The 9,666-nt window shown below is 71.1% G+C and carries 8 protein-coding genes and 1 pseudogene; 3 read left to right on the top strand and 6 right to left on the bottom strand.

The annotated features are described in order from the left end of the window. A pseudogene (locus ABD378_RS24580) lies at positions 1-347 on the bottom strand (hypothetical protein); the annotation flags it as partial. A 317-nt stretch (positions 348-664) separates the two neighbouring features. Here ABD378_RS24580 and ABD378_RS24575 point away from each other — a divergent pair. Both ABD378_RS24575 and ABD378_RS24570 read left to right on the top strand, forming a co-directional pair. Then, the gene (locus tag ABD378_RS24575) at positions 665-1,288 is read left to right on the top strand and encodes a hypothetical protein (RefSeq protein ID WP_344523782.1); all 624 of its coding nucleotides are present in this window, start codon (positions 665-667) and stop codon (positions 1,286-1,288) included. Beyond that, positions 1,285-1,692, top strand: a complete 408-nt coding sequence (locus ABD378_RS24570; RefSeq protein WP_344523780.1) for a hypothetical protein — start codon at positions 1,285-1,287, stop codon at positions 1,690-1,692. The genes ABD378_RS24575 and ABD378_RS24570 overlap by 4 nt, the downstream gene beginning before the upstream one ends. On the opposite strand, the gene ABD378_RS24565 is transcribed toward ABD378_RS24570, so the two are convergent. The 5 genes from ABD378_RS24565 to ABD378_RS24545 form a co-directional block, all read right to left on the bottom strand. Beyond that, on the bottom strand, positions 1,689-2,765 hold the full coding sequence (locus ABD378_RS24565) for a fatty acid desaturase family protein (RefSeq protein ID WP_344523777.1): 1,077 nt from the start codon (positions 2,763-2,765) through the stop codon (positions 1,689-1,691). The genes ABD378_RS24570 and ABD378_RS24565 overlap by 4 nt on opposite strands. Positions 2,766-2,794: 29 nt before the next feature. Next, positions 2,795-3,883, bottom strand: a complete 1,089-nt coding sequence (locus ABD378_RS24560) for a ferredoxin reductase (protein ID WP_344523775.1) — start codon at positions 3,881-3,883, stop codon at positions 2,795-2,797. A 276-nt stretch (positions 3,884-4,159) separates the two neighbouring features. Next, positions 4,160-5,200: an NAD(P)-dependent alcohol dehydrogenase gene (locus tag ABD378_RS24555; protein ID WP_344523792.1), complete on the bottom strand. Its 1,041-nt coding sequence runs from the start codon at positions 5,198-5,200 to the stop codon at positions 4,160-4,162. 214 nt (positions 5,201-5,414) lie between these two features. Further along, the gene (locus ABD378_RS24550) at positions 5,415-7,355 is read right to left on the bottom strand and encodes a serine/threonine protein kinase (protein WP_344523773.1); all 1,941 of its coding nucleotides are present in this window, start codon (positions 7,353-7,355) and stop codon (positions 5,415-5,417) included. 97 nt (positions 7,356-7,452) lie between these two features. Further along, positions 7,453-8,448 carry an SMP-30/gluconolactonase/LRE family protein gene (locus tag ABD378_RS24545; protein WP_344523771.1) on the bottom strand — a complete coding sequence of 332 codons (996 nt, stop codon included), beginning with the start codon at positions 8,446-8,448 and terminating at the stop codon, positions 7,453-7,455. A gap of 169 nt (positions 8,449-8,617) precedes the next feature. On the opposite strand from ABD378_RS24545, the gene ABD378_RS24540 reads away from it, so the two are divergent. After that, positions 8,618-9,610 (top strand): winged helix-turn-helix transcriptional regulator, encoded by a 993-nt coding sequence (locus tag ABD378_RS24540; RefSeq protein ID WP_344523769.1) that lies wholly within the window; start codon positions 8,618-8,620, stop codon positions 9,608-9,610. Positions 9,611-9,666 lie beyond the last annotated feature (56 nt).

The following is a 9,666-nucleotide window of genomic DNA, read 5'->3' as shown; positions in this document are numbered from 1 at the left end:
TCCTGGAGGCGGGCCAGCGCGTGCGCGAGCCCCGGTGGGGACGCGACCGCGGCGGGGCCGACCGCGCCGGCGGGCGAAACAGTGCCCACCACGGCGTCGCCCGAGTGGACCAGGATGTGGCTGGGCGGCTCGAGTTGGCGGGCCTTGTCGATGACCGTGGCGGCGTCACCGGCGAAACGGGCGCTGAGGTCGATGATCAGGACGTCGGGCAGCAGGGCGCGGGCCCGAGCCAGGGCGAGGAAACTGTCGTCCGTCTGGGAGATGACGTACACGCCGGGGACGGCCTCGATCTGCGGGATCAGGTCGCCGGCCCGGTGATCGGCGGCCAGCACCAGCACGGTCAGCACTTCGCACTCGTCCTTCGCGTGGTCCAGGTTTCGCCGGCACTCGCCGTACTGCGCTCTCGACTTCACTGATCGTTTCAGCATGTCATCCGATGCGGTGGATCCGGCGACCTCCGGAGCGCGGGCGTGTCGCCTTCGCCGCCGCGCCGTACACCCCATGGGCGACTGATCGCCGGACATGGGGGTACCCGGCCGCCGTTCGAAGCCAGAACCGTTCGTTCAACCGCTGATCACAGACGCCCCGATCGGTGCCCACGTCGCGTGGGTGCCCGTCGGCCGGCCTCAGCGCTGAACGGACCACGACATCAAGGGAGGCAGCCATGATCACCGCCGTCATCATCGCCGTGGTCGTCATCGCGGCAGCCGCCGTCCTCTTCGTCGGACTGCGGCGAGCCCGGGGCGGCGGACGCGGCCTGAAGCACCGCTTCGGGCCCGAGTACGACCACACGGTCGCCCGTCACGACGGTGACGTCCGGGCAGCGGAACAGGAACTCCGCGAGCGCGTACGGCTCCACGGCTCCATCAAGGCCGAGCCCCTGCCGCCCGGGGCGCGCGAGCGCTACGTGGCTCAGTGGGCCGACGTCCAGGAGCAGTTCGTCGAATCGCCGCAGCAGGCCGTCACCGAGGCCGACGCCCTCCTTGCCCGTCTGGCCAGGGACCGGGGCTTCCCCGACGGCGAGCGCTTCGAGGAACAGGTCTCCGCACTCTCCGTGCACCACGCCCGCTCCGTCCACGGCTATCGCAGCCTGCACACGGCGACACGCGGCCTTGGCGGCACCGAGGAAATGCGCGAGGCCATGGTCGAGGCCCGACACCTCTTCGAGGCACTGGTCACCGAACACACGGCCGACTCGCCCCGGCACCACCGGCCGGCCCGCGCCGAGCGCGGCCACACACCGTGGGCCCTGCCCCGACGCCATGCGAAGGGAAGTGGCGCGTCATGACGGACGCCCGGCACCTCACACCGCACGAGACACCGCACGAGAAACCGCACGAGCGGACCACCGCACCGCACGCCCCGGCCACCGGTGTCGGCGCCCGTAGCGGCGCCCCCACCGCCGCTCCAGGCATCCCCGACTCCGTACTGCTCCCGCAGGACGAACGGGACAAGCTCGGCCTGCGGCTCCAACAGGCCCTCAGCACCTTCGTCGAGAGCCCGCGCCAGGCGGTGGAAGAGGCCGACAGCCTCTTCGACGACGCCGTCAGGCACCTGACCGAGACCCTGACGGAGCGCCGGCGCACCCTGCGCGCGAGCTGGCAGGGCCAGGAGACCGAGGCGCAGACGGAGGAACTGCGACTCGCGCTGCGGCAGTACCGGGAATCCTTGGAACGGCTGCTGCGCGTCTAGGCAGGTCGACGCGGCGCGGGGACGGCGAAGCGCAGGATGCGTCCCCACGCTGAGCCGTACTGCCGCCACAACGGCCCGGTGACGTACGGGATGTCGTACTTCTCGCACAGTTCACGCACACGAGGGGCGATCTCGGCATAGCGGTTGCTGGGCAGATCGGGGAAGGCGTGATGCTCGATCTGGTGGCCGAGGTTGCCGCTCAGGACGTGGAAGAGCCGACCGCCCTCGATGTTGGCCGAACCCTGGATCTGCCGCAGATACCACTGACCGCGCGTCTCGCCCTCGATGTGTTCCTCGGTGAAGGTCTGGACGTCCCCGGGGAAGTGGCCGCAGAAGATGATGGTGTGCGACCACAGATTGCGCACGGTGTTGGCCGTGAGGTTGCCCATCAGACACGGCAGCGCCGAGGGACCCGCGAGCAGCGGGAAGAGCGCGTAGTCCTTGACGAGTTGGCGGGTGGCCTTGCGTGCGAACCCGGCCAGGTCGGTCACGAACGAACGCCATGACCTGGAGCCCGAGGCGACGGCCTCGGGCTCCAGGTCGTACAGAGCGATACCCCACTCGAAGAGCGGTGCGAGCACGAAGTTGTAGAGCGGCTGGGCGAGATGACGCGGATGCCAGCTCTGGTCGGCGCTCATCCGGAAGACGACGTACCCCAGATCCCGGTCACGGTCGACGACGTTGGTCCAGGTGTGGTGCAGATGGTTGTGGGTGTGCTTCCAGGCCTCGGCGGGGGTCAGGAAGTCCCACTCCCAGGTGGACGAGTGGATCGCCTGGTCACCCATCCAGTCCCACTGGCCGTGCAGGATGTTGTGGCCGAGCTCCATGTTCTCCAGGATCTTGGCGACGGAGAGCATGGCGGTGCCCGCCGCCCAGGCGGGCGGGAACAGGGAGACGGCCAGGGCCGCCCGGCCGCCCGCTTCCAGGCCGCGCTGGGTGGCGATCACCGCACGGATGTAGCGGGCGTCGTCGGCGCCGCGCGCGGCGATGACCTCGGAGCGGATCCGGTCGAGCTCCTCCCCCAGTTCCTTGCCGGGTTCCGCCTCGGTGGCGGCGAGAGGGGTCACATCCATGGGGACTCCTTCTGTGGCCAGGTCTTTGGCTAGGCGTCGAGGGCAAGCGGTCCGGCCGCTGCCGAGACGCAGGTCTGGATCAACTGGCCGGTACGGTCGTGGATTTCGCCGGTACGGAGATCGCGCACGCGCCCGTACGTCAGTGGAGTGAGACAGCCGAAGCAGATGCCTCTCCGGCATCCGTACGGCATCGGCGCCCCCGCTGACTCGCCGACGGCGAGGAGCGGTGTCGAGGCGTCCGCTGTGACCTCGGTACCGGTACGGGTGAACAGCACCCGGCCACCGGGGTCGGCGTCGGGGTCCGGCGGCAGGACCGGTGCGAGCCGGAAGCGCTCCACATGGAGCCGTTCACGGACACCTGCCCCGCGCCAGTGGTCCTCCATGGCGTCGAGCAGGGCGGCCGGGCCGCAGGCCCAGGTCTCGCGCTCGCTCCAGTCCGGGCAGAGCCGCCCCAGGGCGTCCGGGGTGAGCCTGCCGTGCGTCCTGGTGTGATGTTCGCCGTAGGCCAGCCAGCCCAACTGCCGCCCTGCAGCGTGCAGTTCACTGCTGAAGATGCTGTCCCGGGCGCTGGGCGCGCTGTGCAGCAGGACGACATCGGGGTGCGGGGGCCGACGGCTCATGAGGGTACGGAGCATGCCCATGGCCGGGGTGATTCCGCTGCCCGCGGTCACGAGCAGGATGCGGGCCGGGGGACGGTCCGGAAGCACGAAATCCCCTTGCGCCGGGCCGATTCGGAGAACCGTGCCCGGCGGTGTCCGGTGCGCGAGGCGCGGGGACACCTTGCCGTCGGGCGCGGCCTTGACGGTGATCGTCACAAGCCCGTCCGCCCGGCCCGGCACGGAGGTGAGGGAGTAGGTGCGCCAATGCCGTACGCCGTCCATCTCGACGCCGACCGGGAGGTACTGCCCGGCGCGGTACCCCACCCAGCCCCGGCCGGGCCGCAGCGTGAGCGTGGTGGCATCCGGGGTCTGCGGTCTCAGCGCCGTCACCCGGCCCGCGGTAAGGCGCGCGTCGAGCAGGGGATCGATCAGTCCGAGGTAGTCGTCCGGTGCGAGCGGGCTTGTCAGCCAGGAGGCGGCGGACAACAGCCTGCCCATGAGGGCCGGTAACGCAGGCATGGCACGGATTCCTCTCGTCACGCGGCGCGAAGGTGTCGCGTACGTCGAGTCGTCCCGGGCCCGGCTGGGGCCACGTAACCACGCCTGGGTGGACGGGCGCACGGCCAGGCGGCCGTATCCCGCCACACGTGATCTGCGGTGCGGTGCGGGCGCCGCTCCCCATGGCGCGGCGGGCTGCGGGGACAAGCCCCGGCGAACGAGTCGGGAATGGCCGGATGATGAAGCCCGTTCCCGACGCCGTCGCGGCGCGTGCGGTGCGGTGCGGTGCGCCGAGGATCAGCCGTTGGGCAGGATGACCGCCCGGCCGCTGATCCGGCCCTCGTGCAGGTGCTCGTACGCCTTGGGGGCGTCGTCCAGTGCGTACGTCTCCACATGGACGTCGATCGCGCCGGAGCGGGCCAGGTCGAGCACCTCGATCAGCTCGGCCCTGCTGCCCCAGTACGGGGCGCGGAACGCCGCGTCGTAGGGGGCCGTGCCGAAGCCGACGGACGCGGCTCCGCCGCCGATGCCGACGATGGTGACGTCCGCCTCCACGGCGGCGCAGGCGGTCGCCGTGGCGACGGTGGGCGGCGCGCCGACGAAGTCGAACACCGCCTGGGCGCCGAGGCCGCCGGTCAGCGCGCGGACCTTTGTCGCCGCGTGCTCGTCCGAAAGGACGGTCTCGTGGGCGCCGACCTGGTGGGCGAGCCGAAGTTTCCCGTCGGTGACGTCCAGGGCGATCACCCGTGCCGGGGTCAGCGCGCGCAGCAACTGGATGGCGACGTGCCCCAGGCCGCCGGTGCCGATGACCACGGCTGTGCTGCCGGGGGACAGCTTGGGCAGGGAGGTCTTGATGGCGTGGTACGGGGTCAGGCCCGCGTCGGTGAGCGGCACCGCGGTCACCGGGTCGAGTCCGTCCAGCGGGACCAGGTGGCGAGCGTCATCCACGATCATGTACTCGGCGATGGCGCCGGGCGCCCCGAGTCCGGGCGGGCGGATGCCGAGCTCGGCGGCGCGCGTGCAGTAGTTCTCCTTGCCCTGCGCGCACATCAGGCAGGCGCCGCAGCCCCAGGGGCCGTAGACGGCCACGGCGTCGCCGACCTCGAAGCCGGTGACGCCATCGCCTAGCGCGGCGACGGTCCCCGCGCCCTCATGGCCGAGGGTGAGCGGCAGCGGGAAGGTCAGGGCCGCCGCGGGCCAGCTCATCACGGCGATGTCGGAGTGGCAGACGCCCGCGGCCGTGACCTTCAGGAGGACCTGGCCGGGGCCCGGCTCCGGGCGCGGGACAGTGACCACCTCGGGGGCGGCGCCCACGGTGCGGTACTGGACCGCCTTCATCTCGGCAGGCATTTCGGGGCGTTCTTGCGCTGACATCTGGGATGCCTCTTCTCGTTCTTCGTACTGTGCGCTCGGTGTCCCCCTTTGTGCATCTATCCCCGTGTCGGCGTGACGCGTAGCCGCCGTCGATCGGGTGGTAGCTGCTCATGTCTTCGACTGTACTCCTAGAGATGTCCCACTGGGACATGTGGCTCATTGGGACATGCCGTGCGGGTCACGCCCGGTCGTAGTGGTAGCCGTCGCCGTGGGCCGGTCCGACGTTGTGGCGGATGCCGCTCGGGGCGTCGAGGGTGAAGAAGGAGGGGTCCAGGTCACCGCACACGATCTGGCTGGAGCGCCCCTCGTCCAGATGGGCGGTACCGATGTTGATGCGCTTCCCGCCGTCCGTCACGGACACCAGTTTGGCCTGGTTCTCGCAGTGCCCGCCGTTGCCCGAATCGGTGATGAGCTTGACCGCGTACCCGCCCGGTGCGACCCGGTAGATGATCACCTTCTGCGGCTGCTGTGCGTACGGCGACGTGAGGGCCCAGGTACCGGCGAAGCCCTGCGGGACGCGGTTGTCGGAGGCGTCGGATCCCGAGCCGGATCCCGTTCCCGTTCCCGATCCTGAGCCTGAGCCGCCCGCGTCCGAACTGCCGCCGCCCGACGGGGCCTTGGGGTCCGAACCCCCGTCCTCCCCAGCGGATGGAGGGTCGTTGTCGGAGGCGTTGTCGTTGTCTGCGGCGCCACCGCCGGAGGACTTGTCGTCCTTGCCCGGCGAGGAGTCGTCGCCCTTGCCCTTCTCCTCTCCGTCCTTGCCGTCCTTACCCTTGCCGTCGGGGCCCTTGGATCCCGAAGGCGCGGGGGACGTCGGGGACTTGTCGGATCCGGGTGGGGTGCCTTCGGCGCCGGGGGCTCCCTGGGCGCCGTCATCGCCGTCGAGCAGGGCCACGGTGCCGCCGGACGCCAGTACGGCGACGACGGCGACGGCCATGGCCCAGCTTCTGCGGGTGCGCCGGTGGGGGCGCTTGGGGGCGGTCGTGACTTCGGCTTCGGCTTCGGCTTCGACCTCGGATTCCGGCTTCGGCGCCGCCCGCAGCCCGAAGGTCGCGACATCCGGCGCCTTCGAGATGCCAGGCGGCTCCGAGGTGCCCGGCGTCTCCGAAGCCTCCTCCTCCTCTTTCGCCTCTTTCGCCTCTGTCACAGGCGCCTCCACGTCCAGCAGCCTCGCCGCCTCCTCCGCGAGACGTGCCACCAGCGCCGGCGGCAGCCACGCCCCCTTCCCCGCGCCCGAGGGGCGTGGCCGCTCGGGGGCCTCCAACAGCTCGTCCACGCCCGGGCGTTCGGCAGGGGACTTGGTCAGGCAACGGGCGATGAACGTGCGCAGCGGCTCGTCCTTGACGCGGGCCAGGTCGGGCGCGGCCTCGACGATGCGGTACATCACCGTGTGCTGGTTGCTCGCGCCGTGCCCGAACGGCAGTTGCCCCGTCGCCGCGTACATGAGGACGCAGCCGAGCGCGAAGACGTCGGCGGGCGTGCCTGTCTCCTCGCCCAGGATCTGTTCGGGTGCCATGAAGCCGGGCGAGCCGATGACCATGCCCGTGCTGGTGAGCAGGGACTCCACGGAGACCTGCAGCGCACGCGCGATGCCGAAGTCGATGACCTTCGGGCCCGCGACGGTGAGCAGCACGTTGGACGGCTTCAGGTCGCGGTGCACGATTCCGGCGCCGTGGATGCCCTTCAGCGCCCGCAGCAGCCCGTCGGCCAGTGCGTACACCGAGGGTGCGGGCAGCGGACCGTACGTCAGGAGTGCCTGCTCCAGGGAGGGCCCCGGCACGTAGCCGGTGGCGACCCAGGGCCGTGCGGCGTCGGGGTCCGCGTCCAGCACCGGCGCCGTGAAGTGCTCGCCTACCCGCCGCGCCGCCTCGATCTCCCGGCGGAACCGGGCCCTGAACTCCCCGCTGGAGGTGTGCTCTTCGTGCACCACCTTCACGGCTACCGTCCGGCCGCCCTCTGACCGGGCCAGGTAGACCCGGCCCATGCCGCCGGAGCCGAGCCGGCCGATGAGCGGGTAGGGGCCGATCCGGCGCGGGTCACTCTGGGTCAGCGGCTCTATGCCGCCACTGCCATCGCCGCCGCTGCCGCTTTCCCGCTCGTCGCCGTGGTCACCACTCATGCCGCCCTGTTCCCCCGATGGTCCATGTTCCGTATTCCTGCACGAACTTCCCGCACTGGTCTCATCTCAAGATTCGGCGCTCAGCACGCCCCCCGCGTCATCCGACCGTCACCTTCACGATGCGACCGGAGGCCTCGACCACGAACAGCTCACGCCGCGCGTCGTGGTCGCCGAACCCCCGCGGGACACGGACGCTGCTCGGCATGCGCAGGCCCGACACCAGGACGCAGGAGCGGCCGGTGGCCGGGTCGACCCTGATGAGTTCGCCGTCGCGGAAGCTCGCGACCACCAAGTCGCCGTCGAAGGAGGTCAGATCGTCGAGGAGCTTGATGTCCAGAGGGTTCGGGCTGAGTTCGGTGACCGTGGTGTGGCCCGCGGGGTTCTTCAGCGGGATGCGTACGACCGGGGATGCCGCGTTCGTGATGACGCTGCTGTAGAGCTGGTCGCCGACGATCTCCAGGCCGTTGGTGCCGAAGACGTCCGCGGCCCGCGTCCACGCCTCGTCCTTCGTGCCGTCGGGGCGGATCTTGATGACGCCGGTGGTGAGTTCACGGCTGAGGTAGAAGTTGCCGTCGGCGTCGACCGCCAGGCCGTTGATACCGGCGAGGCCGTCCACGAACTTCTCGGGCTTCGGACGGGCCGCTGCAGGGTCGAACCGCATGATGCCGCCCCCGCCGGAGAGGCCGGAAGTCAGCGGGTTCACGCCGTAGTTGACGTACATCATGCCGTCAGGACCGCGGCGGATCCCGCCGGGACCGTTGACCGGGAAGCTCGTCCTGAGCGTCCCGTCAGGGGCGTATCCCTCGACCCGGTGCTTCATGATGTGGGCGACCCAGAGTGTGCCGCGCCCGTCGAACTCCAGGTTCTCCCGCCAGTCGAGGACGGGCACGCCCCCTTCCTTGAACACCTCCACGCTCGCCCGCTCGGCGCACGGCTCCAGGGCCGCGGGGGCCTGGGCCCCCGTGGCCTGCGCGGGCGTCTGCGCACCGCCCACCAGCAGTGACGTCAGCAGGCCCGCCGCGGTCACGGCACGCGCGGCTCGTGCGACGCGGTGGCGTAAGTGCCCGTGCGGGAGAGAGGTCGCCTGGGTCACGAGTGGTCCCTTCGATGCGTCGCGTCGATCCGTCGCGGAACTGGTCGAATGCTCTGCGTGAGGCGGTCACACCCCAGCGCGACTCAACAGGCCACTGATACCCCCGAGTTGATGGGTACTATAGAAAACCTAAGTGCCCGCTATCAATGGGGGAGGTGAACCCACCCGCATGACACGCAGTTACGACCAGTCCTGTCCGGCGGCGCGGGCCCTGGACGTCGTCGGCGGCCGATGGTCCCTGCTGATCGTGCGCGAGCTGCTGCTCGGCCCCAAGCGCTACACCGACCTCGTCGCGGGACTGCCCGGCATCGGCCCCAACGTCCTGGCCGAGCGGCTGCGCGCGCTGCGCGACGCGGGCATCCTCAGCCAGGCCAAGCTGCCGCCCCCCGCGCCGTCCGCGGTCTACGAACTGACCGAACTCGGCGCCGCCATGCGCCCGGTGGTCGACGAGCTCACCCGCTGGGGCATGCGGCTGCCGAGCCCGCACCGGCCGGGCGACACCTTCCGGCTCAACTGGGTGCTCGGCTGTCTGCGCGCCAGCTTCCGGCCCGAAGAGGCCTCCGGCGTGCGGGAGACGTACGAGATCCGGGTGGACGGCGACGCGTTCCACCTCCGTGTCGACGACGGCGTACTCGACATTCGCAACGGCGGCGCCCCGGACCCCGCCTGCGTCATCACGACCGACCTCGGGACGTTCCTCGCCATCGGTGCCCGCCTCGTGGACATCCAGGACGTCGTCGCGCGCGGCCTCGCCCAGCTGGAGGGTGAACTCCCGGCCGCCGCAAGGGCGATAGCCATCCTCGGCGCGCATCCCGAGGCCACCGGAGGCCGCCACGGCATCGTCGGAGCCGTCGGCGCCTCGTTCCGCCCGGACCGCGCTCTCGGTGTACGCGAGACCTACGAGTTCGTGATCGCCGAGCTCGTCTTCCACGCCCGCGTCGACGACGGCACCGTCGAGATGGACATCGGCCCCGCCGCGGACGCGGTGACGACGCTCGTCACGGACCTGGGCACCCTGCTCCAACTGGGCTCGGGTTCCCTGCCGCTCGAGGACGCGCTCAGCGCCGAGGTCGTCGACGTCCACGGCGACCTGGAGGCCGCGCTGCGGATGGCGGACGCCTTCGGCGTGGTCCGAGCCGACCGGCCGGCCTCCGCTCACTGAGCGAGGGGATACGGGGCTCCGGCCCCACGACGACAGCGGGCCCCGGCGGATCGAGA

It is taken from the genome of Streptomyces rectiviolaceus (assembly GCF_039533825.1).
In the GTDB taxonomy this organism is placed as follows: domain Bacteria; phylum Actinomycetota; class Actinomycetes; order Streptomycetales; family Streptomycetaceae; genus Streptomyces; species Streptomyces rectiviolaceus.
The sequence above is the reverse complement of the archived record's forward strand: the minus strand, read 5'-3'. Positions and strand labels throughout refer to the sequence as shown.